This is a genomic window from Curtobacterium sp. CFBP9011, from assembly GCF_034045095.1.
Taxonomy (GTDB): domain Bacteria; phylum Actinomycetota; class Actinomycetes; order Actinomycetales; family Microbacteriaceae; genus Curtobacterium.
On the sequence record NZ_JAXCWN010000002.1, the window covers coordinates 402,178 to 426,662 of the forward strand.

Genomic DNA, 24,485 nt, shown 5'->3' on the forward strand with positions numbered 1-24,485 from the left:
TCCTGGCGCAGCCTCAGGTGCTGGGGCGTTCCCAGGGTGCCGGGAACGGGAAGTAGCGCTCGAGGAAGTCGGTGACGCGCTCGGTGCGCTCCTCGTCACTGACCTCCGGGAAGCTGCCGTCGTTCAGGCAGAACATGTCCACGTTCCGCTTCTTCAGCAGTTCGTCGAGCTCGCGGAGACCGGCTTCCATCGTCGTGTCGATGTACCCGACGGTGGCGTTCTCCTGGATGATCCCCCGCCCCGTCAACAGCGCGTAGTAGTGGTACAGCGAGTTCGTCACGGAGATGTTGTCTGCCGCGCGGAACCGGGAGCCGGCGGTCGCCGCGAACTCCGCCGCGAACTCGTGCTCCATCTCGGTCATGATGCTCTTCCGCAACGGCGTCGCCGCGTGCTCGAGGTGCCGGGTCGTGACCGCACCGAACCGCTGCTGCAGGAGCTTCCGGTTCACCCGAGCCGAGTTCTCGAACCCGCTGCGGGCCGGGTTGTTCGTCCCGAGACCGATCCGCGTGATCGCCAGGATGAACTTCGTCACCGAGCCCGGGCTGAAGAACATCGACGGGTCGACCTGGCGCCCGAAGAACATGTCGTCGTTCGAGTAGATGAAGTGCTCGCTGAGCCCGGGGATGTGGTGCAGCTGCGCCTCGACGGCCTGCGAGTTGTGCGTCGGCAGGACGGAGGGGTCGGCGAAGAACTCCTCGCTGCGGACGATCCGGACCTTCGGGTGGTCGGCCAGCCACTCCGGCGCCGGTGAGTCGGTCGCGATGTAGATGCGACGGATCCACGGCGCGAAGATGTGCACCGACCGCAGGGCGTACTTCAGCTCGTTGATCTGCCGGAAGCGGGCCGGGGCGTCGTCGCCCTCCCCCAGCACGGCGCTCGCCTGTGCGGCCTGACGGGCGCGCTGGTACTCGATCGCGTTGCCGTCGACCCACGAGAACACGATGTCGATCGGGAAGCGGATGTCGGACACGTGGTCGTCGAACATGTGCTCGACCGTGGACCAGCCGCGGCCGTAGCGCTCGATGTCGACGAGGACGAACTCCTCGATCGGCAGACTGCGGCGCATCAGGGCGTTCTCGACGGGAGCCAGGACCTCGGTCTCGGTGACGCGCCAGAACTCGAGCTGCACACTCGTCTCGGCACCGTAGCGCAGGCGTCCCATCGGCTCGAGCCGGGGACGGAACAGGCGGAGCACGGGCTCGTCGGCCGAGCCGAAGCCGTCGTCCACGACGAGCAGGGCGGCCTTGCCCGGCGGCTTCGCGTAGAAGGGCTCCCCCGCGGCGGCGTCCATCACGGCGCTCTCGGCACGCTGACGGTCCCGCTCGTCGATGGCGATGACGGGCCGCTGGTCGTTGCCGCGGATCAGCAGGTGGTCGACGTCGGCCGCGGTGAGGGCGTCGTCGAGGAACAGCAGGTCCTCGATCATCGACTGCTGGGGCGTGAGGTGCCCGTTGATGAGGGTGAGCCGTCCCTTGCGGAGGACGACGTCAGGACGGTCGAGACCGCCGGAGGACGGTCGAGGGGTCAGCAGAGGACTCTCGGTCACCGGCTCGGTCTCGTTGCTCATCCATGCCTTCCAGGTCGCGCCGCCGCGCGCGATGCACAGCACGTGCGATCTTACCGGGAGGCGCGACGTCAGTCCGCCGCGCGCGGCACCTTGACCGTGATGCCGACGACGATGAAGAGCGCCGCCGCGACCAGCTGCAGCGCCGCCCAGAGCTGCCCGGGGATCGGGACGACCACGACCGGGTTCCAGCAGACGGCGACGGCCGCGGTGAGCACCGCTGCCCACCAGACCCGACCGCGGACCGCGAAGACCAGCACGATGAGCGCGAGCACGGTGACGCCCCAGCGCGCGAACACGAACGCCGACGAGTCGAGGAACGCCACGCAGGCCAGGAGCACCACGGCCGCCAGCAGCGACGGTGCGAGGGCCGGCCGGGTGAAGTCCGGGAGCGCCTGTCGGTCACGAGCCGCCCCACCCGCCCCACGAGCACGACCCGACCCGGCGGGGGTCGACGACGCCGTCGAAGTGGACGGCGACGCCTGCTGTGACGACCCGATCGCGGGCCGTCCCTTCCGAGCCGTCATCGGTCCTGCGCGTCGCGGAGGTCGGCGAGCGAGATCGGGCGGGACATCGGTGGCAGCTCCCGGACACGCTCGAGTGCCGGGACGAGCTCGGCGACGTACGCGCGGTACCCGTCCTCGGTGAGGTGCAGCCCGTCGGCGGTGAAGCGCTCGTCGAGGTGGTCCCCGTCGGCCAGGGCCGGCCAGACGTCGAGGTACTGCGCGTGGCAGGTGGCCACGAACTGCCGCAGGTGCCGGTTCGCCTGCTCGGTCTTCTGCGCGTACTCGGCCTGCCGCGGCAGGATCGACACGAGGAGCAGCCGGACGCCGGGCAGTGCCCGACGCAGCTGTACCAGGGCCGATTCGACGTTCCGGACGACGTGCTCCGCGCTGGCCCGGTGGTGACCGAAGTCGTTCGTGCCGATCAGCAGCACGATGACCTCGGGTGCGGCCTGCACGACCTCGTCGAGCCTCGCGAGGACACCGTCCGTGGTGTCGCCGTCGACACCGAGGTTGATGGTCCGCTCGTCGGGGAGCCACTGGCCCCAGTCGCCGCCCGCGGTGATGCTGTCACCGAGGAACAGGAGACCGCCGCCACTCGTCGTGCCGTCGTCGCTCATGCCGCCTCCTCGTGCGCTGGCTGCGCGTCGTCATTCTGGTACGTGGAGTTGCGCTGCGTCGAGTCGGTGTGGTGCGCCTCCCGTTCGGCACGGGCGGTGATCCGCTCGACCATGCCGGGGAAGATCACCCCGTGGAAGGGCAGGATGCCGTACCAGTAGAGCCGTCCGGCGAGCCCCTGCGGGAAGTAGATCGCCCGCTGGTGGTAGTCGCTGCCGCCGTCTTCGGCGGGGGTGACGGTCATCTCGAGCCAGGCACGACCCGGCGACTTGAACTCGGCGCGGAGGCGCAGGTACCGGCCGCGGACCAGCCGCTCGACGCGCCACCAGTCGAGTGCGTCGCCCTGCTCGAGCCGCTTCGGGTCGCGACGGCCGCGGCTCAGGCCGACGCCGCCGGCGATCTTGTCGAGCCAGCCGCGAGCGACCCAGGCGAGCGGGAACGAGTACCAGCCGTTCTCGCCACCGATCGACTCGACGACGCTCCACACGGCTTCCGGCGGAGCCGACGAGTGCCGCTTGCGGTCGTCGACGTACACGGTGTGGCCGGCCCACTCCGGGTCGCTCGGCAGCGGGTCGGCCGAGCCGCTCGAGAGCGTCGCGTTGCGCCAGCTGGTCAGGACCTCGCCGCTGCGCATCTTCGCCAGCGCCAGCCGGACGGCCCGTCGGTACGAGGTCAGTCCACCCTCGGGCTGCGGGATCACGTCGTCGATGTCGTGCTCGCGCTGCACGCACTCGAACTGCAGCGACTCGATGATCGGCGTCGCGAGCTTGCGCGGGATCGGAGTCACGACGTTGAACCAGTGCGCGGCGAGCCGCGGGGTCAGGACCGGGAGGACCGTGATCGGTCGCTGGGGCAGCTTCGCCTCGACCGCGTACCCGTTGAGCATCTGCCCGTACCGGAGGACGTCGGGGCCGCCGATGTCGTACGTGCGGTTGACGTCGGCCGGGATCGTGAGCGCCTCGACGAGGTAGTACAGGACGTCGCGGACGGCGATCGGCTGGATGCGGTTCCGGACCCAGCGGGGCGCCGGCATCCAGGGCAGCACGTCGGTCAGGTGGCGGATCATCTCGAACGAGGTGCTGCCCGATCCGATGACGACGCCGGCCTGGAGCGCGATCGTCGGCACGCCGGAGCCGAGGAGGATCTCCCCCACCTCTTTCCGGCTGCGCAGGTGCTTGCTGAGGTCGCCGTCCGGGTGCAGGCCGCCGAGGTAGACGAAGCGCTGGACACCGGCGTCGTGGGCGACGCGGGCCATGGTCTGCGCGGCGTCGCGTTCGGCCTGCTCGAAGTCGCCGTCCGCCCCCATGGCGTGGGCGAGGTAGTAGACCGCCTCGATGCCGTCGACCGCCGCGGACACCGCGTCGGCGTCCTGCAGGTCACCCTCGGCGACCGTGACACGGTCGTTCCAGGGAACGTCCTGCAGCTTGCGCGGGTTGCGGACGAGGACCCGGACGTCGTGCCCGGCATCGAGGAGTCTGGGGACCAGTCGACCACCGATGTACCCGGTGGCCCCGGTGACGAGGACGCGCATGCTCCGAACCGTACGCCTCGCGCCTGCTTGTAGGCTTGCCGGGTGGACAACGCATCGAACCCCGTCACCGCAGCCGCTCTCGATGCCGACTCGGTGCGTCGACTCATCGACCACGCGATCCTCAAGCCCGAGCTGAGCCGTTCCCAGGTGGACGAGCAGCTCGACGAGGCCGCCGCGCACCGGGTGTTCAGCGTCTGCGTCCGACCGGGCGACGTCCAGCACGCCGTCGAGCGCCTCCAGGGCACCGGCGTCGGCGTCGGCACCGTGATCGGCTTCCCGCACGGCACCACCTCCACCGCGGCCAAGGTCGCCGAGTCGCTGCAGGCCCTCGCCGACGGCGCCTTCGAGCTCGACATGGTGCAGGACATCGGCGCCGCGAAGTCCGGCGACTGGCAGCGCGTCGAGCGTGACGTCCGTGCCGTCGTCGACGCCGCCGGCGACACGATCGTCAAGGTCATCCTCGAGACCGCGTACCTGACCGACGACGAGGTCGTCGCCGCCAGCCGCGCCGCGGTCGCCGGGGGTGCCGCGTTCGTGAAGACCTCGACCGGGTTCGCCGGTGGTGGCGCGACCGCCGAGCACATCCGGCTCATGCGCGAGACCGTCGGCCCGGACACGGGCGTGAAGGCCTCCGGTGGCGTCCGCGGCCTCGACACGCTGCTCGAGATGGTGCAGGCCGGCGCGACGCGCATCGGCACCAGCGCCTCGGCCCGGATCCTCGACGAGGTCGCGCACCGTGTCACGACCGGCGCGTCCTCGGACCGCGGCGACGACACCTCGTCGTACTGAACCCCTCGCCCCGACCCATCTGAACCAGACCGACCTGAACCAGGCCGGCCGCGTCCGGACGTGACCACACGTCGGGGACTGCTGCCGGGCCTCCCGACCGCCACACCGGAGTGCGCATGTCCAGCACCACGACCCCGTCCGCGAACCTCGCCCTCGCCGTCGACCTCGGCGGCACCAAGGTCGAAGCCGCACTCGTCACCGACCAGGGCGTCGTCCTGCCGGCCACCCGGCACCGCAGCCCGACCGGTGCCGGACGCACGTCCGAGGAGCTGCAGGCCGCGGTCGACGAGGTCGTCGTCGCGACCCTCGCCACGCTGCCGTCCGACGCGACCCTGGTCGGCGTCGGCATCGGCTCGGCCGGCCCCGTCGACGAGGAGCACGGCCTGGTCTCCCCGCTGAACATGCCGGTCTGGCGCGGCTACCCGCTCCGCGACCGCGTCGCCGCGCACGTTCCCGACGGCGTCCCCGTCACCCTGCGGATGGACGGCCTGGCGATCACGCTCGCCGAGCACTGGGTCGGCGCCGCGCAGGGCTCCGACCACGTGATGGGCATGATCGTCTCCACCGGCGTCGGCGGCGGACTGATCCTGCACGGCCGGACCGTCAGCGGGCCGACCGGCAACGCCGGCCACATCGGCCACGTCGAGTGCGGTGGGTACGACGACCCGTGCGCCTGCGGTGGCACCGGCTGCCTGGAGGCCGTGGCCAGCGGGCCGAAGACCGTCGCCTGGGCACGTCGCCAGGGGTTCGCGGGCAGCACGGGCGAGGAGCTCGCGGCCGCCTACGCGGCGGGCGACGAGATCGCCGTGGCAGCCGTCAGGCGGAGCGGGCGGGCGCTCGGGCAGGCCATCGCCGCGGCCGCGAGCCTGGTCGACCTCGAGGTCGTGGCGATCGGCGGCGGCTTCTCCCACGTCTCCCCCGACCTGTTCGAGTACGCCCGACAGGCCGTCGCGGAGCGGGTCGAGTTCCCGTTCGTGACGAAGGTACGGATCGTGCCGACGGGGCTGTCGCAGGACGGGCCGCTCATCGGGGCGGCCGCGCTCGTGCACCGCGCCGACGTCCTGCGCTGACGACGCAGCACTGATGTCGCTGGGCTGACGGCTCGGCTCGGCTTCTCCACAGCGGCGACGCCGGAGGCACCGGGTGCGGGATCATGTGCTCGTGCCCTCCTCCCGCCTCGTGACGACGGACGACTGGCCGGCGGCAGAGCTGCACGCCGCCGTGCTCGCCGGTGACCTCGTCGCGGTCGGGGCCTGCTGGGCGTCGATCGCCGAACCGCAGGACGCCGCCCTCCGCGCCGCCTCGTTCGCCTGGAGCGTCGGGGACACCCGGGTCGTCGCGGGCGGCCTCAGCGCAGCATGGATCTGGGGTGCGTGCTCACGACCACCGGTCCCCCACGACGGCTGTGTCCCCGCGGACGAACGCTTCCGGCGGAAGGGAGCGTGGACCGCGGTGCGGGAGATCGCCCTGGAGGCCGACGACGTCACCACCTGCGCCGACGTGCGCGTCCTGACGCCCACGGCGACCGCCCTCGACCTGCTGCGGTTGCGCCGACCGTTCGGCGCGCGCGACGCCGAGGGCCTGCGCGGCCTGGTCCTGGCCGCCGGGGTCGATCCCGCCGCCCTCGCCCGCGGCCTGGCAGAGAACGAGCGGGCGCCGATGGGACGGCAGGCACAGCGACGGTTCCGCGACGCCGGAGTCGAACTGGGCTGACTGGCTGCGACTTGCCTGGCCGGGCCGGACTGGCCCGACGGGTTCAGCCCGCGCTGACCCGGTACACGTCGTAGACGGCGTCGATGCGACGGACGGCGTTCAGCACGCGATCGAGGTGGGTGGTGTCACCCATCTCGAACACGAAGCGGGACAGCGCCAGTCGGTCCGACGACGTCGACACGGTGGCGGACAGGATGTTCACGTGGTGGTCGGTGAGGACCCGCGTGACGTCGCTGAGCAGCCCGGAACGGTCGAGGGCCTCGATCTGGATCTGGACGAGGAACACCGACTTCGACGACGGCGCCCACTCGACCTCGATCATCCGGTCGGGCTCGTTCATCAGCGACTTCACGTTGGTGCACGACGCCTGGTGGACCGACACACCCTGGCCGCGGGTGATGAAGCCCACGATCTGGTCGCCCGGCACCGGGGTGCAGCACTTCGCGAGCTTGACGAGGATGTCCGGCGCACCGCGGACCAGCACACCGCTGTCGCTGTTGCGGAGCTGGCGGCTCGTGACGTGGCGCGGGAACGACAGCTCGGGCTCGTCGGTCTCGGTCTCCGTCTGGATGCTGCCGAGGGCCTTCTCGATGACGGACTGGCTGGACACGTGGCCCTCGCCGACCGCCGCGTACAGGGCGGCGACGTCGTCGTAGCGCATCGCCGACGCCACCTCGGAGATGGTGTCCTGGCTCATGATGCGCTGGAGCGGCAGGTTCTGCTTCCGCATCGCCCGGGCGATGGCGTCACGGCCCTGCTCGATCGCCTCTTCGCGACGTTCCTTCGTGAACCACTGCTTGATCTTGTTCCGGGCCCGCGGACTGCGGACGAACGTCAGCCAGTCCTGGCTCGGCCCCGAGTCAGGGTTCTTCGACGTGAAGATCTCGACGACGTCGCCGCTCGACAGGGCGCTCTCGAGGGGCACCAGTCGGCCGTTCACCTTGGCACCCATCGTGCGGTGCCCGATCTCGGTGTGCACGGCGTACGCGAAGTCGACCGGGGTCGCGCCGGCGGGCAGGCCGATGACCTTGCCCTGCGGCGTGAAGACGTAGGTCTCCTTCGCGCCGATCTCGTAGCGCAACGAGTCGAGGAACTCGGCCGGGTCGCTGGTCTCCGCCTGCCAGTCGGTGATGTGTGCGAGCCACGCCATGTCCTGGTCGGACTGCGTGGTGCTCTCGGCTTCGCGACCGGTGATGCGCTGCTTGTACTTCCAGTGCGCGGCGACACCGAACTCGGCCCGCTGGTGCATCTCGTGCGTGCGGATCTGGATCTCGACCGCTCGGCCCTGCGGTCCGAGCACCGAGGTGTGCAGCGACTGGTAAAGGTTGAACTTCGGCGTCGCGATGTAGTCCTTGAAACGCCCGGGCAGCGGCGTCCACCGGGCGTGCACGGCTCCGAGCATCGCGTAGCAGTCCCGCACCGTGGGGACGAGGACGCGGATGCCGACCAGGTCGTAGATCTCGTCGAACTCACGCCCGCGCACGATCATCTTCTGGTAGATCGAGTAGTACTGCTTCGGGCGACCCATCACGTCGCCGCGGATCTTGGCGGCCTTCAGGTCCTTCTTCAGGGTCCCGGTGACGTTCTGCACGAACTGCTCGCGCTTGGGCTGCCGCTCCTTGACCAGGCTGTCGATCTCGACGTACAGCTTCGGGTGGAGCACCGCGAAGGACAGGTCCTCGAGCTCGAGCTTGATCATCTGGATGCCGAGGCGGTGCGCGAGCGGCGCGTAGATCTCGAGCGTCTCCTTCGCCTTGCGCGAGGCGGAGGCGGACTCGACGAAGCCCCAGGTCCGGGCGTTGTGCAGGCGGTCGGCGAGCTTGATGACGAGCACGCGGATGTCCTTCGACATCGCGATGACCATCTTGCGGACGGTCTCGGCCTGGGCGCTGTCGCCGTACTTGACCTTGTCGAGCTTGGTGACGCCGTCGACGAGCATCGCGATCTCGTCGCCGAAGTCCTCGCGCAGCTGGTCGAGCTGGTAGTCGGTGTCCTCCACCGTGTCGTGCAGCAGTGCCGCGGCGATCGTGATGGTCCCGATGCCCAGGTCGGCCAGGATCTGCGCCACCGCGACGGGGTGCGTGATGTACGGCTCCCCCGACTTCCGCTTCTGCCCGTCGTGCGCCCGCTCTGCGACGGAGTACGCCCGCTCGATGAGCGTGGTGTCCGCCTTGGGGTGGTGCGACCGCACCGTGCGGATCAGGGTGTCGACGGCCCCAGCGGGCTGTGCACGCGAGAACAGCCGCGGCAGCAGCGACCGGAGCGACCCGAGGTTGCCGGTGGTGTTCGCGCCCAGCGGCGGACTGGAGGGCCGGGGCGACGAACCGGGACGGCTTCCGTCCCCGGGGCGGGACGCACCACCGGGCTGGGGAGCGGCGCCGGCATCCGGCTGCGAGGACTCACGCGTGTCGGTCATGCTGCGCCTCCCGGGACTCGATCCGACAACACTACGCGCGTCGTGTCAGTGCTCGTGACCACGTTCGCCGTCAGCGGCGGCGTCCGAGCCGGCGCGGACGACGGGTGCGCCGGACTGCTCCCAGGCGACCATGCCGCCGGCCAGGCTGATGGCCGGGACACCGGCGCGCTCGAGCGCGGCGACGACCTGGGCCGACCGGTACCCGCTGTGGCACACGACCACCGCGGGGTGCTCGTCGTCGACCGGCACCTCGGCCCAGCGGGCCTGCAGCTCGGACATCGGCAGCAGCAGTGCCTGTGGGGCGTGCACCTCGTCCCACTCGGACTGCTCGCGCACGTCGATCAGCGGGGCACCCGCGTCGAGACGGGCGAGGGCATCGGTGAGGTCGACCTCGGCGGCGGCCATCAGACGTCCGCCCCGGCCTCGACCGGACGCTTCTTCGCAGCGGACTGCTGCTTCTTGGCGTCGGCCGCGACGATCTTCGGCTCCTTCTCGCGGAGGTGCGCGTACATCGGCGACGCCAGGAAGATCGTGGAGTACGTCCCGACGATGATGCCGATGAACAGCGCGAGCGAGATGTCACGGAGCGTGCCGGCACCGAGCACGTACGACCCGATGAAGAGGATCGCCGCGACGGGCAGGAGCGCCACGATCGAGGTGTTGATCGACCGGACCAGCGTCTGGTTCACCGCGAGGTTCACCGACTGCTTGAACGTACGGATCGACTCGATGCTCGTGTTCTCACGCACCTTGTCGAACACCACCACGGTGTCGTAGAGCGAGTAGCCGAGGATGGTCAGGAAGCCGATGACGGCGGCCGGAGTGACCTCGAGCCCGACGATGCCGTAGACACCCGCCGTGATGAGCAGGTCGTGGATCAGGGCGACCATGGCCGCGAGCGACATCTTCCAGGTGCGGAAGTACAGCGCCATGAACACGGCGGCGAGGGCCAGGAAGATCACGAGGCCGCGGATCGCCTGCGCCAGCACGTCGGCGCCCCACGTCGCACCGATGAACGTGGCGGCGACCTTCTCGGACGGCACCTTGTACGCCGTCGCGAGCTCGGACGCGATCTCGTCGGTCTGTGCCGTGGTCAGCTGCCCGGTCTGCACACGGATGCCGTGCTGGCCGAGCTGCGAGACGCGCGGGATGACGTCCGGGACGACGCGTTCGACGGTCTCGGTGGCGATGCCCTGATCGGTCGACTTCGCGTCGGAGATCGTGAACTCGGACCCACCGGTGAACTCGATGCCGAGCTGGTACCCGCCGCGGAGCCACGGGATGGCCAGCGACAGCACGATGCACACGATCGCGATGATGTACCAGGTCTTGCGGCGCCCGACGATGTCGTAGGACCGCTTGCCCGTGTAGAGGTCGCTGCCGAACTGGCTGAAGCTCGCCATCAGCTGTCCTTCCCGTTGCCGGTGCCGTTGCCCGTGCCGTTGTCGGAGCCGGCGGCCTTGCGCTCGGCGATGGTCTGGCGACGAGCGGCTTCACGCGCACTGCGCTGCCGCTTGCCGTCCACGATCGGCGCCCGGAACTGGGCACGTCCGCGGTACACCGCGCCGAGGGCGGCCGGGTCGAGCCCGCTGAAGCGGTGCCCCTCGCCGAAGAAGCGCGTGCGGGCGATGAGCTGCATCATCGGGTGGGTGAAGAGCGCGACCACGACGACGTCGATCAGCGTGGTGAGCAGCAGCGTGAACGCGAAACCCTTCACGTCGCTGACCGCGAGCACGTAGAGCGTCACGGCGGCGAGGAAGTTCACCGAGTCGGACGCCAGGATCGTGCGGAGGGCACGCTTCCAGCCGGACTCGACCGCGCTCTCGAGTGCCCGACCGTCACGGAGTTCGTCACGGATGCGCTCGAAGTACACGATGAACGAGTCCGCCGTGATGCCGATCGCCACGATCAGACCCGCGACCCCCGCGAGCGAGAGTCGGTAGTCGACGCGCCAGGACATGATCGCGATCACCAGGTACGTCAGCGCGGCGGCGACACCGAGCGACAGGACCGTGACGAACGCCAGGGACCGGTACTGGATGACCGAGTAGATGACGACCAGGATCAGACCGATCAGCCCGGCGACGAGACCGCCGACGAGCTGCGCGGTGCCGAGGGTCGAGGAGATGACCTCGTTCGACTGCACCTGGAAGTTGATCGGCAGGGCGCCGTACTTCAGCTGGTCGGCCAGGGTCTTCGACGAGTCGGCGGTGAAGTTGCCGGTGATCTGCGCCTTGCCGTTGGTGATCGCGGAGTTCGTCGTCGGCGCCGTGATGACGGTGCCGTCGAGGACGATCGCGAACTGGTTCTGCGGCTGCGTGAGCTTGACCAGACGGTTCGTGACCGAGCCGAAGTCCTTCGTGCCCGCGCCGTTGAAGGACAGGTTGACCGCCCACTCGCCGGTGGTCGTGCCCTGCGAGTTCGACGCGAGGCCGGAGGTGGCGTTGCTGATGTCGGACCCCGACACCTCGACCGGACCGAGGATGTACTTGGCGGCGCCGTCGTTGTCACACGTGACCAGGGGCTCGTCGTCCGGGGCCGACGTGACGTCGTCCGGAGCCGAGCACTTGTAGTTCGTGTAGAGGTCCTGCAGCTTCGGCGTCACCCAGGCGAGGTCGCTGCCGTTCGTCGGCTTCGAGCTCGGGGTCGCCTGCAGTGAGGCGGGCGGCGAGTACGGCGTCGGTGAGGCGGTGGAGCCCTTGCCGGAGTCCCCCACGGCGCTGTCGGACGCGGCCTCGGTGAAGAGCACCGGGCGGAAGGTCAGCTTCGCCGCGGCCTCGATGCGCTGGATCGTCTGCTGGTCCGGCTTGCCCGGGATCGACACGACGATGTTGTTCGCGCCCTGGGTGTTGATCTCGGACTCCGAGACACCGGTGGCGTCGATGCGCTGGCGGATGATGTTCACCGCCTGCTGCAGCTGCTGCGAGGTGACTGCCGAGCCCTCGGTGCTCTGCGCCGCCAGGGTGATCTGGGTGCCGCCCTGCAGGTCGAGTGCCAGCTCGGGGACCCAGCTCGCGCCGGCGTACCACTTGTCGGAGGCGTCCTTGGTGCTGCCCGCGAGGACCGATGCGGCGGTGTTCAGCCCCGCGAGGACCGCGATCAGGATCACCAACCAGGTGAGCGAGCGGAGCGCCTTCTTGACGGGTGTCGATCGTGCCACCGGTCGTCTCGTCTTTCTGTCGTGAGCCCCGCGCGTCGCAACGCACGGGGCTCATGGTGTCGCACCGCCGGTCAGCCGGCGGCGTCGGAGGTCAGTCTTCGGTCTTGCGCTTCGTGCTGTCGACGTCCTCGACACGCTCGCCGTAGATCGGCTCGCCGTTGAGTTCGGTGACGTGCGAGTCCGCTTCGGTCTCGGTCGTGACGGTCGTGTCGACGGCCTCCGGGGTCTCCTCCGGGACGACGCGGGACAGCGTCTGGCGGTGCACCGTGATGACGGTGCCCGGCGCGATCTCGACGTCCGCGGTGACCTTCTCGTCATCGACCGACACGAGCGTGCCGTACAGGCCGAACGAGAGCATGACGCGCGCACCCGGGACCATCTGGCTGGCGGTCTCGGTCTGCTGCTTCTTGCGCTTGCGGCTGCTGTAGAACATGAAGGCCGCGAACGCCACGACGATGATGATGAGGAAGTACTGGTCCATGGGAGCCTTCGGTCGGTCGAGCGGTTTCGGGCGCGAGCAGTCTAGAGCACGCACATGTGCAGTACTTCACGCATCGTCTGCGGCGAACAGTCCGGGCTGTGCCGCGGCCTGACCGGGCGTCAGACCGAAGTGGCGCCACGCCTGCGGGGTCGCGATCCGCCCGCGGGGCGTCCGCGTCACGAGACCGATCCGCACGAGGAACGGTTCGACGACGGACTCGATCGTCTCGGACTCTTCACCGACGGACACCGCGAGGGTGTTCAGGCCGACCGGACCGCCGTCGAAGCGGGTCAGCATGGTCTCGAGCACCGCACGGTCCAGCCGGTCGAGGCCGTACTCGTCGACGTCGTACAGCTCGAGGGCGCCCTGGACCGCAGCCATGCCGTCCCGCGTGCCGTGCACGAGTGCGAAGTCCCGCACCCGTCGGAGCAGTCGGTTCGCGATGCGCGGGGTGCCGCGGGAGCGCCCGGCGATCTCCCGCAGGGCGTACCGGTCGAAGTCGAGCTCGAGCAGATGCGCGGCGCGGATCAGGACCTGTTCGAGTTCGTCGCGCTCGTAGAACTCGAGGTGCGCCGTGAAGCCGAAGCGGTCGCGGAGCGGGTTCGGCAGGAGCCCGGCACGGGTGGTCGCGCCGACGAGGGTGAACGGCGCGAGGTCGAGCGGGATGCTCGTCGCCCCGGCGCCCTTGCCCACCATCACGTCGATGCGGAAGTCCTCCATCGCCAGGTAGAGCATCTCCTCCGCCGAACGCGCCATGCGGTGGATCTCGTCGATGAACAGCACGTCACCGGGCATCAGCGACGACAGCACCGCGGCGAGGTCCCCCGCGTGCTGGATCGCCGGTCCGCTGGACATCCGCAGGGGGCGCGACGACTCGTGCGCGACGATCATCGCCAGCGTGGTCTTGCCGAGTCCGGGAGGCCCGGCCATCAGGATGTGGTCCGGCGTCCGGTCCTGCATGGCGGCGGCCTTGAGCAGCAGGTCGAGCTGCCCGCGGACCTTCCGCTGCCCGACGAACTCGTCGAGCGACTTCGGCCGGAGCGCGCCCTCGAACGCCAGCTCCTCCGGTGACTGCGCGTTGGCGGCGGTGATCCCGCCGCTCATCGGCCGGCACCCGTGGGTCGGAGGGTCCCGAGCGCGGCCCGGAGCAGCGCCTGCGTCCCCATCTGCTCGACGCCGGGCTCGTTCGCGACGGCGTCGTCGACGGCGCTGCGTGCTGCGTCCTCGCGCCAGCCGAGGCCGACCAAGGCGATGACGACGTCCTCGGTCGCGGGGTGGGCGACCGTGGCAGCGGCGCCGGTGGTCGTGGGTGCCTCGAACGCGGCGAGCTTGCCGGAGAGGGCGACGATGATGAGCTTGGCGGTCTTCGGTCCGATGCCAGAGACCTTGCGGAACGCCCCGTCGTCGTCGTGCGCGACGGCGTTCGCGACCTGGGCCGCGGTCATCTGTCCGAGGACGCCGAGTGCGGACTTCGGGCCGACGCCGGAGACGCTCCGGAGCAGGTCGAAGACGCGCAGGGCGTCGGTCGACTCGAAGCCGAAGAGCTCGAACGCGTCGTCCCGGACGATCAGGGCCGTGCGGACGAAGACCTCTGATCCGTGGCGCATCGTCAGGGCGTGGGCGGGCGTCACCGTGACGGCGTACCCGACTCCGCTGACCTCCACCACGGCGGTCGATCCGGCGACGTCGATGCAGGTGCCCCGGAGACTCGCGATCATGCCCCGAGCCTAGGGCGGGCCGGGGACGTCCTCGCGCCGCCGCTCCGCACGAGGGGTGACGCGGCACTGCGGCCGGCCGCCCCGGCCTGCGCGTCACGCCAGGCGCGCTGTGCCGGGGTGAGGGTCCCCGGTCCGGAGCTGACGGCGTCGGGTGAACCGAGCCTCCAGGCATGACAGACCGCCAGGGCGAGCGCGTCCGCGGCGTCGGCGGGCTTGGGCGCCTCGGCGAGGCCGAGGACCCGGGCGACCATCGCCTGGACCTGCCGCTTGTCGGCGTTGCCGTAGCCGGTGATCGCGGCCTTGACCTCGGACGGGGTGTGCAGCCCGACCGGCAGCCCGCGCGCGGCGGCGGCGTGCAGGGCGAGGCCGGACGCCTGCGCCGTGCCCATCACCGTCCGGACGTTCGCCTGCGCGAACACCCGCTCCACGGCCACCGCGTCGGGCCGGTGCGCGTCGATCTGCTCGGCGATGCCCTCGGCGATCGCGAGCAGCCGGAGCTCCAGCGCCATGTCGGCCGGGGTACGGACGACCGTGACGTGCACCAGGCGGGCGCGGCGGTCCGGCGTGACCTCGACCACGCCGACGCCGCAGCGGGTGAGCCCGGGGTCGACCCCGAGCACCCGCAGCGCGCCGGCCCTGGCCGTGATCAGTCCTCGTCTTCGTCGAGCTCGGCCTGCACGTCCGCCGGCACGTCGAAGTTGGCGTAGACGTTCTGCACGTCGTCGCTGTCCTCGAGCGCGTCGATGAGCTTGAACACCTTGCGGGCGGTGTCCGCGTCGACCTCGACCTTGAGGTTCGGCACGAACTCAGCGTCCGCGGCGTCGTAGTCGATACCGGCCGCCTGCAGGGCGGTGCGGGCCTCGACCAGGTCACTCGCCTCGGTGATGACCTCGAAGCCACCACCCTGGTCGATGACGTCCTCGACACCCGCGTCGAGCACGGCCGTCATGACGTCGTCCTCGGTCAGGGCGTCGGTCTTGGTGACCGAGATGACGCCCTTGCGGTTGAAGTTGTACGCGACGCTGCCCGGGTCGGCCATGGTGCCGCCGTTGCGGTTCATCGCCGTCCGGACCTCGGCCGCGGCACGGTTCTTGTTGTCGGTGAGGCACTCGACCAGGAGCGCGACGCCGTTCGGGCCGTACCCCTCGTACATGATGGTCGTGTACTCGATCGACTCACCGGTCAGGCCGGCACCGCGCTTGATGGCGCGGTCGATGTTGTCGTTCGGCACCGAGGTCTTCTTGGCCTTCTGGACCGCGTCGACGAGGGTCGGGTTGCCCGACATGTCGGCCCCGCCCATCTTCGCGGCGACTTCGATGTTCTTGATGAGCTTGGCGAACGACTTCGCACGGCGACCGTCGATGACGGCCTTCTTGTGCTTCGTCGTCGCCCACTTGGAATGCCCGGACACGGTTCTCCTTGCGTCGTGCGGAAAGTCTCCGACAGTTTACCGGCCCGGGAGGCGCGGTGTGCGTCCGCCGCGCAGGCCCGGCTGGCCAGGCGGCCGGGTGGGCATCAGGCGCGACGGACGATGTCGAGGAAGCGGCGGTGGAACCGGTCCTCGCCCGCGACCTCGGGGTGGAACGCACTCGCGAGCACGTTGCCCTGCTGCACGGCCACGACTTGACCGTCGGGCAGGGCACCGATGACGTCGACGCCGGCGCCGTGCTGCTCGACCACCGGCGCCCGGATGAACACCGCGTGCACCGGGGCCTCGCCGAGGTCGGGCATCGGGATGTCGATCTCGAACGAGTCGTTCTGGTTGCCGAACGCGTTCCGCCGCACCGTGGTGTCGAGCACGTCGAGCGTGTGCTGCCCCGCGATGCCGTCGGTGATCCGCGAACTGAGCATGATCATGCCCGCGCAGGTGCCGTAGGTCGGGAGTCCCCCGAGGATGGCGTCGCGCAGGGGTTCGGCGACCCCGAACGCGCGGGACAGCTTGTCCATCACGCTCGACTCGCCGCCGGGGATCACGACACCGTCGAGGGTGTCGATCTCCTCCGGGCGGCGGAGCGGCACGACGTCAGCGCCGAGCTCGGTGAGCGACGCGATGTGCTCGCGGAAGTCGCCCTGCAGGGCGAGGACGCCGATCCGGGGCGACGGCTTACCAGCCACGCTCGGCGAGGCGGTGCGGTGCGGGGACGTCGGCGACGTTGATGCCGACCATCGCCTCACCCAGACCGCGGGAGACCTCGGCGATGACCTTCGGGTCGTCGTGGAACGTGACGGCCTTCACGATCGCGGCCGCACGCTTGGCCGGGTCGCCCGACTTGAAGATGCCGGAGCCGACGAACACGCCGTCCGCACCGAGCTGCATCATCATCGCGGCGTCGGCCGGGGTGGCGACACCACCGGCGGTGAAGAGCACGACGGGCAGCTTGCCGGTCTGGGCCACTTCCTTCACCACGTCGTACGGCGCCTGCAGTTCCTTGGCGGCGACGTAGAGCTCGTCTTCCTTGAGGTTCCGCAGCGCAGCGATCTCCTTCGAGATGGTGCGGATGTGGCGCGTGGCCTCGGACACGTCACCGGTGCCGGCTTCGCCCTTGGAGCGGATCATCGCCGCGCCCTCGGTGATGCGACGGAGCGCTTCGCCGAGGTTGGTGGCACCGCAGACGAAGGGGGTGGTGAACTTCCACTTGTCGATGTGGTTCACGTAGTCGGCCGGCGAGAGGACCTCGGACTCGTCGATGTAGTCGACGCCGAGCTCCTGCAGCACCTGGGCCTCGACGAAGTGGCCGATGCGGGCCTTCGCCATGACGGGGATCGACACGGCGGCGATGATCTCCTCGATCATCGACGGGTCGGACATGCGGGCGACACCACCCTGGGCGCGGATGTCGGCGGGGACGCGCTCGAGGGCCATGACGGCGGTGGCGCCGGCTTCCTCTGCGATGCGTGCCTGGTCGGCGTCGATCACGTCCATGATGACGCCGCCCTTGAGCATCTCCGCGAGACCGCGCTTGACGCGCGAGGACCCGGTGGTCGAAGTGGCGTTGACGGTGCTGGGGGTGCTGTCGCTCATGATCCCCTCAGTCTAGTCCGACGGCCACCCCTCGGCGACGAGTCGACGAGTGTCGCCGAGCATCTGCGAGAGCGACTTCGTCCGGGCGATGATCGGGAAGAAGTTCGCGTCCGACTGCCACCGCGGCACGATGTGCTGGTGCAGGTGGGCGGCGACGCCCGCTCCGGCGACCTCGCCCTGGTTCATGCCGATGTTGAAGCCGTCGCAGTGCGAGACCTCGCGCAGGACCCGCATCGCCGTCTGGGTGAGTTCGCCGATCTCCTGCAGCTCCTGGGGCGTCGCCTCGTCGTAGAGCGGGACGTGCCGGTAGGGGCAGACCAGCAGGTGGCCGTTGTTGTACGGGTACAGGTTGAGCAGCACGTAGGCGTGCTCGCCCCGCGCGACGATGAGGGCGTCCTCGTCGGACTTCCGCGGTGCCTCGCAGAACGGGCAGTCGTCGCGGTGGCCGCGGCCCTCCCCCGCGCGGCCGGCGTCGATGTACGCCATCCGGTGCGGGTTCCACAGGCGCTGGAAGGAGTCCGGGACCGCCGCCTGGGTGGCGGCGTCCCGGATCTCCAGCGGGTTGCCCTCGTCGTCGAGCGGGCCGGTCATCAGACCTGCACGCGGTCGCGGATCGCGGTCGTGATGCGCTCGACCGCTTCGTCCACGGGCACACCGTTGTCCTGGCGGCCGTCGCGGAAGCGGAAGCTCACGGCGCCGGCGTCACGGTCGTCCCCGCCCGCGATGAGCTGGAACGGCACCTTGGCCTTCGTGTGCGTGCGGATCTTCTTCTGCATGCGGTCGTCCGAGTGGTCGACCTCCGCGCGGACGCCCTGGGCGCGGAGCTTCGCGACGACCTCGTCGAGGTAGTCGCCGTACTCCTCGGCCACCGGGATGGCGACGACCTGCACCGGCGACAGCCACGCGGGGAACGCACCGGCGTAGTGCTCGGTGAGGACGCCGAAGAACCGCTCGATCGAGCCGAACAGGGCGCGGTGGATCATCACCGGACGCTGGCGGGTGCCGTCGGCGGCGGCGTACTCGATGCCGAAGCGCTCCGGCAGGTTGAAGTCGAGCTGCACGGTCGACATCTGCCAGGTGCGGCCGATGGCGTCGCGGGCCTGCACCGAGATCTTCGGGCCGTAGAACGCCGCTCCGGCGGGGTCCGGCACGAGTTCGAGTCCGGTCTCCTCGGCGACCTCGCGCAGGGTGTTCGTGGCCTCTTCCCAGACGTCGTCGTCGCCGACGTACTTCTCCGGGTCCTTCGTGGAGAGCTCGAGGTAGAAGTCGTCGAGGCCGTAGTCACGGAGCAGCGACAGCACGAACTGCAGGGTCGTGGTGAGCTCCTCCTTCATCTTCTCCTTCGTGGTGAAGATGTGGGCGTCGTCCTGGGTCAGGCCGCGGACCCGGGTGAGGCCGTGGATGACGCCGGACTTCTCGTTGCGGTAGACCGTGCCGAACTCGAACATCCGCAGGGGCAGGTCGCGGTACGAGCGGGCCTGCGACCGGTACGCCAGGATGTGCATCGGGCAGTTCATCGGCTTGAGGTAGTAGTCCGCACCCTGCCGGGTGACGTTGCCGTCCTCGTCGCGGGCCTCGTCCATGTGCATGGGCGGGAACATGCCGTCCTTGTACCAGCCCAGGTGTCCGGACTGCTCGAACAGGTCGCCCTTGGTGATGTGCGGCGTGTAGACGAACGAGTAGCCCTCCTGCTCGTGCCGACGGCGCGAGTAGTCCTCCATCTCACGGCGGATGATGCCGCCCTTGGGGTGGAAGATCGCCAGGCCCGAGCCGATCTCGTCCGGGAACGAGAACAGGTCGAGCTCGGCACCGAGCTTGCGGTGGTCGCGCTTCGCGGCTTCCTCGAGGCGGACGAGGTACGCCTTGAGCTGGTCCTTGTCGGGCCAGGCGGTGCCGTAGACGCGCTGCAGCTGCGGGTTCTTCTCGGAGCCGCGCCAGTAGGCAGCAGCCACACGCATGAGCTTCGCGGCGTTGCCGATCCAGCGGGTGTGCGGCACGTGCGGGCCACGGCAGAGGTCCTGCCAGACGACGTCACCGGACTTCGGGTCGACGTTCTCGTAGACGGTGAGTTCGCCGGCACCGACCTCGACGCTCTCGCCCGAGTCGCCCTCGGACGCGGCACCCTTGAGCCCGATGAGCTCCTGCTTGTAGGGCTCCCCCACCATCAGCTGGCGAGCTTCGTCGTCGCTGACGACCCGGCGGCGGAAGCGCTGGGCCTGCTTGACGATCCCGTCCATGCCCTTCTCGATCGCCTTGAGGTCCTCCGGCGTGAAGGGCTCGGCGACGTCGAAGTCGTAGTAGAAGCCGTCGGTGACGGGCGGCCCGATGCCGAGCTTGGCGTCGGGGTTGATCTGCTGTACGGCCTGCGCCAGCACGTGGGCGGCGCTGTGCCGGAGGATGTCGAGGCCGTCCTGCTCGTCGAGCGTCACCGGCTCGGCGGTCTCGCCTGCCTGCACGTCCGCGGCGAGGTCCTTGAGGACGCCGTCGACCCGGATGGCGACGACCCCGCGGACGCCGTCGAAGAGCTCGGTGCCCGTCGTGGTGGTCGTCGCGGTGCGGGGCTCGGGTGCCTGGGGCACGGCGTCGGGCTCGGCGGACGGTGCGGCGACTGACTCGGTCACGATGGTGGGGCTCCCTCGGTCTGGTGGTACGTCGATGGTAGTGGCGGGCCGGGTCAGGCGGGCACGCGGCCGAGCGTGGTGACGGGCAGGCGCGGCTCGATGCGTTCGCGACCCGACAGGCCGTCGAGTTCGAGGAGTGCGGCGAACCCGATCGCCTGGTAGCCGGCACGTTCGAGCAGGGTCACGGTCGCGGCGGCGGTGCCCCCGGTGGCCAGGACGTCGTCGACGACGAGCACCCGGGTGCCCGGTTCGAGCTGGCCCGGACGGAGCTCGAGTTCGGCCTCGCCGTACTCGAGCGCGTACTGCTCGCTGAGGACCTCGCCGGGCAGCTTGCCGGCCTTGCGGACCGTGAGCACGCCGACCTGGTGCTGCGCGGCGATCCCGCCGGCCAGCGCGAACCCGCGCGCCTCGATGCCGGCGACGGCGGCGAAGCCACCACCGACGGCGAAGGGCGCGGCGAGGGCCTCGCACACACGGCCGAAGGCGATCGGGTCGGCGAACACCGGCGTCACGTCGCGGAAGAGCACGCCCGGCTTCGGGAAGTCGGGGACGATCGTGGTGAGGCGCTCGACGAGGGCAGCGGCGGAGTCGGTCATGTCCTCAACCGTACGGGGCTGGCAGGGTCCCGCCGTTCCGCGGTCGGGTACGCGGCTGGCGTCGGACGGGAGGCGCGGCGCCGGCTGGTGCCGAGCCTCCCGTCCGACGCTGGTCGCGCTGGGCGTCCACGTCGGTCACCGCCACATGTGCATGGCGGCGCCGAGGACCACCCACTCGGCTTCACGAGCGAGGCGGGCCTGTTCTTCGCGGTGCCGCCGGAGTTCGGCGGCGGGGTCGATCTCGTGCGGCTGACGCCGGGTGCGGCGACTCCACACGATGAGGGCGAGTCCGATCCGGAGGGCGATCCGGTCCGGCAGCGACACCCGGGAGGGGCGTCCGGTCGGCGGCCGCACCGGGCGGAGGAGGGTCTTCGATGACATGGTGTTCCCTGTTCGGAGAATGGCGGAGGAAAGCGGAATGGGGGTCGACGAATCGACCGGGGTCGCACCTCGGTCGACGTCGAGGCGCGATGAGCGGACGCGCGACGGATCACCCGAGGAAATACGTTCGCGTGAATGCGCGGGGAAATGCGTGTGCATTCAGCGACGATGACCTGCGGTGCGGTCCACTCGCGTGATGAACGGTCGAGTCAGCGTGGACGAGCAGCCGTCGTGGACGAGCCCTGTCGTGGATGACGAGCCGCAGCCCAGCAGCCGGACGGCATGCGGCCGGCGACGACACGAGCCAGGGACCGCGGCCTGAAGGGCCACGGAACCGGCGACTGGACGAGTCCAGCAATGGAACGAGTCCGGCGGATGGACGTGCCCGGCGAGGGGCCGACCCAGGTCAGCCCAGGTCAGCCCTGGCCGTGGTTCAGGACGGCGTGTTCATCAGCACGACCAGGCGAAGGAGCCGGTGGTTCCACGGACTGCTCGGAACGGCGTCTGCGTGGTGATCATTGTCGGCCCCCTTTCGGCACGGTGTCTGCTGGTTCTCGACGGCGGATCGGTGATCCGTTCGCGTCGAGAGAACACTATCCACGTCGAGAACGCACGCGCAACCCTTTTCTCGCATTTCTCCGAGATTGCACTCGGGAACACCCGAGAAGCCCCCGGTACCGCAGTACCGGGGGCTTCTCGGGGAACAGCTGACTAGACCGCCACCGGTGCGTCGACCACCGCGACGAGCACGTCCTCGGCGACGTCGATCCGGACCGTGTCACCCTCGTGCGCCGACCCATCGACCACGAGCTCGGCGATCCGGTCGTCGACCTCGCGCTGGATCAGCCGACGGAGCGGCCGGGCGCCGTACTCCGGCTCGTACCCGTGCTCGGCGAGCCAGTCCGTCGCGGCCTCGGACACCGACAGGACCATGCCCTGCGCGGCGAGCCGGAAGGCCGTGTCCTGCAGCAGCAGCGACACGATGGACCGCAGCTGCCCGCGCTCGAGCTTGCGGAAGAGCACGATCTCGTCGATGCGGTTGATGAACTCCGGCCGCATCGACTCGCGGAGCTTGCCCATCACCCGGTTGCGCAGGTCGTCCTCCGCGTAGCCACCGTCGGCGGCGACCGAGAACCCGAGCGCCCCCGAGCGGGACGCCAGGAACTCCGACCCGATGTTCGACGTCATGATGACGACGGTGTTCCGGAAGTCGACCGTCCGACCCTGCCCGTCGGTGAGTCGCCCGTCGTCGAGCACCTGCAGCAGCAGGTTGAACACGTCAGGGTGGGCCTTCTCGACCTCGTCGAGCAGGATCACCGAGTACGGGTTGCGGCGGACACGCTCGGTGAGCTGCCCGGCCTCGTCGTAGCCGACGTACCCGGGAGGGGCACCGACCAGCCGCGAGACCGTGTGCCGCTCGCCGAACTCGCTCATGTCGAACCGCAGCATCGCCGACTCGTCACCGAACAGCGACGCGGCCAGGGCCTTGGCGAGTTCGGTCTTGCCGACACCGGTCGGACCGAGGAACAGGAAGCTGCCCACCGGACGACGCGGGTCGCCCATACCGGTCCGGCTGCGCCGGACCGCCTTCGCGATCGCCCGCACGGCGTCGTCCTGGCCGACCACACGGTCGTGCAGCTCGGACTCCAGGGCGGCGAGGCGGGTCTTGTCGGCCGAACCGAGGCGGGTCACCGGGATCCCGGTGGCACGCGACACCACGGCCGCGATGTCCGCTTCGGTGATGACGTCGTCCGCGGGCGCCGGACGGGAGGCGCGTTCCACGTCACCGGTGGTGGCGGCGGTGATCCGCGCCTCCAGTCCGGCGACCTCGTCGCGCAGGAGCGATGCCTCTTCGTACTGCTCCTCGGCGACGGCGCGGTCCTTCCGGGCCGTCAGGTCCGCCACCTGCGTGCGGAGGGCCTCGACGTCGACGTCACCCGAGCGGGCGAGACGACGACGGGCGCCGGCCTGGTCGATGAGGTCGATGGCCTTGTCCGGCAGGTGCCGGTCGGTGACGTAGCGGTGCGACAGCTCGACAGCGGCGCGGATCGCGTCGTCGGCGTAGGTCACGCCGTGGTGCTCGGCGTAGCGGGGGCTGAGGCCGGTGAGGATCGCGATCGCGTCCTCGACGTTCGGCTCCCCCACCGCGACGGGCTGGAAGCGACGCTCGAGGGCCGCGTCCTTCTCGATGCGGCGGTACTCGGTGAGCGTCGTCGCACCGACCAGGTGCAGGTCACCCCGGGCCAGGCGCGGCTTGAGGATGTTGCCCGCGTCCATCGAGCCGCCCTCGCCGCCACCACCGGCGCCGACGACGGTGTGGAGTTCGTCGACGAAGACGATGAGTTCGTCCGTGTGCGCGGCGATCTCGTCCATCGCGTTCGTCAGGCGCTCCTCGAAGTCACCGCGGTAGCGGGTGCCGGCGAGCATGCCGGGCAGGTCGAGGGCGACGACGCGCTTGCCCTGCAGCAGGGCGGGGACGTCGCCGTCGACGATGCGCTGGGCGAGTCCCTCGACGATGGCGGTCTTGCCGACGCCGGGCTCACCGATGAGGACGGGGTTGTTCTTGGTGCGACGGAGCAGGATCTCGACGGCCTGTTCGATCTCGTCCGCGCGACCGATCACCGGGTCGATGCCACCCTCGCGGGCGCGGGCGGTGAGGTCGGTGCCGTACTGGTCCAGCGTCGGGGTCTCCGACTGCTGGTCCTGCTGGGCGGTGGTGCCGGGCATGGGACGCCCCTCTCGTGCGGCCTCGGCCGCCTCTTGTGCATAGGACTGCATCACCTGCGGGGTGACGCCGGCGCTCGCGAGCAGTTGGCCCGCGACCGTGTCCTGGTCCGTGACGAGCGCGAAGAAGACGTGCTCGGGGTCGGTGTAGGTGCTGCCGAACCCTCGGGCGGCCTGGGTCGCCTCGAGCAGGATCCGCTGCGCGGACGGGGTCAGCGCGGGGCGGCCCTCGACGGTGTCGCCGGACGGCATCGGCAGGCGCTGCTCGACCTCGGCGGCGAAGCGCTCCGGGTCGGCGCCCGCGGAACGGAGGACGGCCGCGAAGGGCTCGGTACCGACGAGCACGTGCAGGACGTGCAGGGCGTCGATCTCGTGCTGGCCCTGCTCGACGGCGTACGCGGCCGTCTGCTGGAGCAGCTCGTGGGTCCGCCGGCTGAGCAGGCGGGTGATGTCGACCGGTCGTCCGAACGGCATGGACCGCTGGGACTGGCCGGGGTTCTGGGAGGCCGCGAGCAGTCGTGCGAGGAACTCGTCGAACGAGTCGTTGCCGCCGGTCGGGCCGAACGTCTGTGGCAAAGGGACCTCCTGAGGAACTTGAGTGCCTTCGACTCAATGCAACGCAGGGGTGCCGTGCTCATTCCCGTTCGG

At 70.2% G+C, this 24,485-nt stretch carries 23 protein-coding genes; 3 read left to right on the forward strand and 20 right to left on the reverse strand.

What is annotated here, in order from left to right; genetic code table 11:
- Nucleotides 1-13: 13 nt before the first annotated feature.
- The 4 genes from SOM35_RS06130 to SOM35_RS06145 all read right to left on the reverse strand — a co-directional run bounded on the left by SOM35_RS06130 (nt 14) and on the right by SOM35_RS06145 (nt 4,216).
- Entirely contained in the window at nt 14-1,567 is a 1,554-nt protein-coding gene (locus SOM35_RS06130) for a stealth conserved region 3 domain-containing protein (protein WP_320514732.1), read from the reverse strand.
- 68 nt (nt 1,568-1,635) lie between these two features.
- A complete protein-coding gene (locus SOM35_RS06135) occupies nt 1,636-2,091 on the reverse strand; it encodes a DUF6804 family protein (RefSeq protein ID WP_320514733.1) in 456 nt (151 codons plus the stop codon).
- Nucleotides 2,088-2,687, reverse strand: a complete 600-nt coding sequence (locus SOM35_RS06140; RefSeq protein WP_320514734.1) for a GDSL-type esterase/lipase family protein — start codon at nt 2,685-2,687, stop codon at nt 2,088-2,090. The genes SOM35_RS06135 and SOM35_RS06140 overlap by 4 nt, the downstream gene beginning before the upstream one ends.
- Nucleotides 2,684-4,216 carry an SDR family oxidoreductase gene (locus SOM35_RS06145; protein WP_320514735.1) on the reverse strand — a complete coding sequence of 511 codons (1,533 nt, stop codon included), beginning with the start codon at nt 4,214-4,216 and terminating at the stop codon, nt 2,684-2,686. Before SOM35_RS06145 ends, SOM35_RS06140 begins: the two co-directional genes overlap by 4 nt.
- 42 nt (nt 4,217-4,258) lie before the next feature.
- Between SOM35_RS06145 and deoC the strand changes: the two genes are divergently transcribed.
- The 3 genes from deoC (at nt 4,259) to SOM35_RS06160 (ending at nt 6,718) form a co-directional block, all read left to right on the forward strand.
- Nucleotides 4,259-5,005: a deoxyribose-phosphate aldolase gene (gene deoC / locus SOM35_RS06150; protein WP_320514736.1), complete on the forward strand. Its 747-nt coding sequence runs from the start codon at nt 4,259-4,261 to the stop codon at nt 5,003-5,005.
- A 116-nt stretch (nt 5,006-5,121) separates the two neighbouring features.
- Complete coding sequence (locus SOM35_RS06155) at nt 5,122-6,075, forward strand: ROK family protein (protein ID WP_320514737.1); 954 nt, start codon at nt 5,122-5,124, stop codon at nt 6,073-6,075.
- 91 nt (nt 6,076-6,166) lie between these two features.
- Nucleotides 6,167-6,718: a type IV toxin-antitoxin system AbiEi family antitoxin gene (locus tag SOM35_RS06160; RefSeq protein ID WP_320514738.1), complete on the forward strand. Its 552-nt coding sequence runs from the start codon at nt 6,167-6,169 to the stop codon at nt 6,716-6,718.
- Between the two features lie 43 nt (nt 6,719-6,761).
- On the opposite strand, the gene SOM35_RS06165 is transcribed toward SOM35_RS06160, so the two are convergent.
- The 16 genes from SOM35_RS06165 to SOM35_RS06240 form a co-directional block, all read right to left on the reverse strand.
- Nucleotides 6,762-9,134, reverse strand: a complete 2,373-nt coding sequence (locus SOM35_RS06165) for a RelA/SpoT family protein (protein WP_258376612.1) — start codon at nt 9,132-9,134, stop codon at nt 6,762-6,764.
- Nucleotides 9,135-9,179: 45 nt separating this feature from the next.
- Nucleotides 9,180-9,539 (reverse strand): rhodanese-like domain-containing protein, encoded by a 360-nt coding sequence (locus SOM35_RS06170; protein WP_320514739.1) that lies wholly within the window; start codon nt 9,537-9,539, stop codon nt 9,180-9,182.
- Complete coding sequence (gene secF, locus SOM35_RS06175) at nt 9,539-10,537, reverse strand: protein translocase subunit SecF (RefSeq protein ID WP_253463094.1); 999 nt, start codon at nt 10,535-10,537, stop codon at nt 9,539-9,541. Before secF ends, SOM35_RS06170 begins: the two co-directional genes overlap by 1 nt.
- Complete coding sequence (secD, locus tag SOM35_RS06180) at nt 10,537-12,294, reverse strand: protein translocase subunit SecD (RefSeq protein WP_320514740.1); 1,758 nt, start codon at nt 12,292-12,294, stop codon at nt 10,537-10,539. Before secD ends, secF begins: the two co-directional genes overlap by 1 nt.
- 91 nt (nt 12,295-12,385) lie before the next feature.
- Nucleotides 12,386-12,775, reverse strand: coding sequence for a preprotein translocase subunit YajC (locus SOM35_RS06185; protein ID WP_111073450.1), 390 nt, complete (start codon nt 12,773-12,775; stop codon nt 12,386-12,388).
- Between the two features lie 66 nt (nt 12,776-12,841).
- Nucleotides 12,842-13,879, reverse strand: a complete 1,038-nt coding sequence (ruvB, locus tag SOM35_RS06190) for a Holliday junction branch migration DNA helicase RuvB (protein ID WP_320514741.1) — start codon at nt 13,877-13,879, stop codon at nt 12,842-12,844.
- A complete protein-coding gene (gene ruvA / locus SOM35_RS06195) occupies nt 13,876-14,493 on the reverse strand; it encodes a Holliday junction branch migration protein RuvA (RefSeq protein ID WP_221849561.1) in 618 nt (205 codons plus the stop codon). Before ruvA ends, ruvB begins: the two co-directional genes overlap by 4 nt.
- Nucleotides 14,490-15,113, reverse strand: coding sequence for a crossover junction endodeoxyribonuclease RuvC (gene ruvC, locus SOM35_RS06200; RefSeq protein ID WP_181439114.1), 624 nt, complete (start codon nt 15,111-15,113; stop codon nt 14,490-14,492). Before ruvC ends, ruvA begins: the two co-directional genes overlap by 4 nt.
- Nucleotides 15,114-15,139: 26 nt before the next feature.
- The gene (locus tag SOM35_RS06205; RefSeq protein WP_111073446.1) at nt 15,140-15,904 is read right to left on the reverse strand and encodes a YebC/PmpR family DNA-binding transcriptional regulator; all 765 of its coding nucleotides are present in this window, start codon (nt 15,902-15,904) and stop codon (nt 15,140-15,142) included.
- A 104-nt stretch (nt 15,905-16,008) separates the two neighbouring features.
- On the reverse strand, nt 16,009-16,608 hold the full coding sequence (gene pdxT, locus SOM35_RS06210) for a pyridoxal 5'-phosphate synthase glutaminase subunit PdxT (RefSeq protein WP_320514742.1): 600 nt from the start codon (nt 16,606-16,608) through the stop codon (nt 16,009-16,011).
- The gene (pdxS, locus tag SOM35_RS06215; RefSeq protein ID WP_111073444.1) at nt 16,598-17,515 is read right to left on the reverse strand and encodes a pyridoxal 5'-phosphate synthase lyase subunit PdxS; all 918 of its coding nucleotides are present in this window, start codon (nt 17,513-17,515) and stop codon (nt 16,598-16,600) included. The genes pdxT and pdxS overlap by 11 nt, the downstream gene beginning before the upstream one ends.
- Before the next feature lie 12 nt (nt 17,516-17,527).
- Nucleotides 17,528-18,106, reverse strand: coding sequence for an HIT family protein (locus SOM35_RS06220; protein ID WP_111073443.1), 579 nt, complete (start codon nt 18,104-18,106; stop codon nt 17,528-17,530).
- On the reverse strand, nt 18,106-20,094 hold the full coding sequence (gene thrS / locus SOM35_RS06225; protein WP_320514907.1) for a threonine--tRNA ligase: 1,989 nt from the start codon (nt 20,092-20,094) through the stop codon (nt 18,106-18,108). Before thrS ends, SOM35_RS06220 begins: the two co-directional genes overlap by 1 nt.
- 95 nt (nt 20,095-20,189) lie before the next feature.
- The gene (locus SOM35_RS06230) at nt 20,190-20,732 is read right to left on the reverse strand and encodes an adenine phosphoribosyltransferase (RefSeq protein ID WP_111073442.1); all 543 of its coding nucleotides are present in this window, start codon (nt 20,730-20,732) and stop codon (nt 20,190-20,192) included.
- 135 nt (nt 20,733-20,867) lie between these two features.
- Nucleotides 20,868-21,113, reverse strand: coding sequence for a hypothetical protein (locus SOM35_RS06235; RefSeq protein WP_320514743.1), 246 nt, complete (start codon nt 21,111-21,113; stop codon nt 20,868-20,870).
- Nucleotides 21,114-21,824: 711 nt separating this feature from the next.
- Nucleotides 21,825-24,413, reverse strand: coding sequence for an ATP-dependent Clp protease ATP-binding subunit (locus SOM35_RS06240; RefSeq protein ID WP_320514744.1), 2,589 nt, complete (start codon nt 24,411-24,413; stop codon nt 21,825-21,827).
- Nucleotides 24,414-24,485: the final 72 nt, after the last annotated feature.

Bases quoted from the DNA above. Each gene is read 5' to 3' on its own strand.
- ruvB (WP_320514741.1), bottom strand. From the start codon at position 13,879: ATGAGCGGCGGGATCACCGCCGCCAACGCGCAGTCACCGGAGGAGCTG.
- SOM35_RS06155 (WP_320514737.1), top strand. From the start codon at position 5,122: ATGTCCAGCACCACGACCCCGTCCGCGAACCTCGCCCTCGCCGTCGAC.
- ruvA (WP_221849561.1), bottom strand. From the start codon at position 14,493: ATGATCGCGAGTCTCCGGGGCACCTGCATCGACGTCGCCGGATCGACC.
- SOM35_RS06170 (WP_320514739.1), bottom strand. From the start codon at position 9,539: ATGGCCGCCGCCGAGGTCGACCTCACCGATGCCCTCGCCCGTCTCGAC.
- SOM35_RS06185 (WP_111073450.1), bottom strand. From the start codon at position 12,775: ATGGACCAGTACTTCCTCATCATCATCGTCGTGGCGTTCGCGGCCTTC.
- SOM35_RS06145 (WP_320514735.1), bottom strand. From the start codon at position 4,216: ATGCGCGTCCTCGTCACCGGGGCCACCGGGTACATCGGTGGTCGACTG.
- secF (WP_253463094.1), bottom strand. From the start codon at position 10,537: ATGGCGAGCTTCAGCCAGTTCGGCAGCGACCTCTACACGGGCAAGCGG.
- pdxS (WP_111073444.1), bottom strand. From the start codon at position 17,515: ATGAGCGACAGCACCCCCAGCACCGTCAACGCCACTTCGACCACCGGG.
- SOM35_RS06140 (WP_320514734.1), bottom strand. From the start codon at position 2,687: ATGAGCGACGACGGCACGACGAGTGGCGGCGGTCTCCTGTTCCTCGGT.
- SOM35_RS06130 (WP_320514732.1), bottom strand. From the start codon at position 1,567: ATGAGCAACGAGACCGAGCCGGTGACCGAGAGTCCTCTGCTGACCCCT.
- SOM35_RS06165 (WP_258376612.1), bottom strand. From the start codon at position 9,134: ATGACCGACACGCGTGAGTCCTCGCAGCCGGATGCCGGCGCCGCTCCC.
- SOM35_RS06220 (WP_111073443.1), bottom strand. From the start codon at position 18,106: ATGACCGGCCCGCTCGACGACGAGGGCAACCCGCTGGAGATCCGGGAC.
- SOM35_RS06235 (WP_320514743.1), bottom strand. From the start codon at position 21,113: ATGTCATCGAAGACCCTCCTCCGCCCGGTGCGGCCGCCGACCGGACGC.
- SOM35_RS06230 (WP_111073442.1), bottom strand. From the start codon at position 20,732: ATGACCGACTCCGCCGCTGCCCTCGTCGAGCGCCTCACCACGATCGTC.
- SOM35_RS06135 (WP_320514733.1), bottom strand. From the start codon at position 2,091: ATGACGGCTCGGAAGGGACGGCCCGCGATCGGGTCGTCACAGCAGGCG.